The 1505-nt window shown below is 38.7% G+C and carries 1 protein-coding gene; it reads left to right on the forward strand.

Features of this window, described 5'->3' with window-relative positions; all coding sequences use genetic code 11:
- Positions 1 to 14 precede the first annotated feature (14 nt).
- On the forward strand, positions 15 to 1505 hold a 1491-nt coding region (locus AB1414_20655), incomplete at its 3' end, for a hypothetical protein (protein ID MEW6609821.1).

The following is a 1505-nucleotide window of genomic DNA, read 5'->3' on the forward strand; positions in this document are numbered from 1 at the left end:
GGAGAAAGAAGGAAATGGAGAAAAATATTAAAAGAATTCTCTCCTTTTCTCCCTATTCTCCATCTCTCCTTACTAAAAATGAAAGGCTAAAGCCTGAACTCCAGAGAAAGTTACAGGATTTCAAGGTGCTGGTTATTCCAAGCTATGGATTGAGTGGTGTAGATACCTCTGAAATATTGGAATGGAGGTTACGCAAATATGTTGAGGAAGGGGGTGTAGTAGTATGTTTTACGCAGAAGTATGGCTATGAATTTGAGTTTTTACCTGGAACTGTTACAGGCTACGGGGCAAATGAAGACCAATCATGCTGGACAAATGCAGGTTATATCGATGAGTATCATCCAATCATGGCCGGGCAAGATTCGGCTAATCTTGATGCTAATGCAGATGGGTATTTTACACAATGGGGCGAGGCAAAGGTGATATTGCGACGGGTAAAAAATCAGCAGCCAATGTTAATCATGTATCAATACGGCAAAGGTTATGTAGTAGCCTGTAGTTTGTATACAGATTGGGGTTATGGGCATTCACATTGGTCAACAGATGAAACGAATTTAATTCGTGATTTAATCACCTGGGCAAAGTTTAGGGAGCAGGGATTAGGGATGAGGGATGAGATGCCAGAGACTAAACCAAATGGGACGATAACTACTAAATTACAAATCACAAATTCCAAATCACAAACTGCAGAAAAGGTAGTGATTAAGGTAATAGACCCGGATAAAAAGCCCCTGCCACCTTATACCCTGGACATTACACCCGCCCTTTTACCGAATCAGACAAGGGAATTGAGTCTTCCCTCATCCCTCATCCCTCCTCTCTCATCCCTCAATAAGATGGGCATTTACAGGATAGATTATGAGTTACACGATAACTCAGGCAATACCATCCAACCACAAACCGCAGGTAGTCAATTTGCAATTTCGCAACATCACATTCCAGAAAATAGACTTAAAGGATACAAAATCTGGGCAGTAGCAGATGAGAATGCAGTTAAAGGAGCAAAGGTAGCCTATACTATCTTTATCAAAAATGATACAGATGAAGATGTGGTAAATGGCAATATTGGTGTTGGGGTACATGAGAAAGGGGGTAGATGGTGGGCTCATATCGGTACAATTACAGGTATAAATGTCCCGGCACATTCTCAAAAAAGTTTTCCGTATGAAAGAGAGGTGTATTTATCTACCAGCACTTATTTTGGGTTATATCCAGGTACGATTTTTGATACCTGGTTCTTTAACGGTGCAGTAGCAAGATGTGAACATGGGGTCTGGATAGTAGAAGCTGAAGTAAATTTAAATATTACTACGGATAACAAGATTTATGCAAAAGGAGAAACGGTATATACTACTTTAAAGATTACAAATAAAAAATCTATTGAATACAATACTAATCTTCAACTAAAAGTAATGAACCCAGACAATACTGTAATTTTTGCTACTAATACTACTTTATTACTTACTTCTAAAGGTTCTATCAGTATAAGTTTTGATGTTCCTTTA

This window comes from bacterium, from assembly GCA_040755795.1.
Taxonomy (GTDB): domain Bacteria; phylum UBA9089; class CG2-30-40-21; order CG2-30-40-21; family SBAY01; genus JBFLXS01.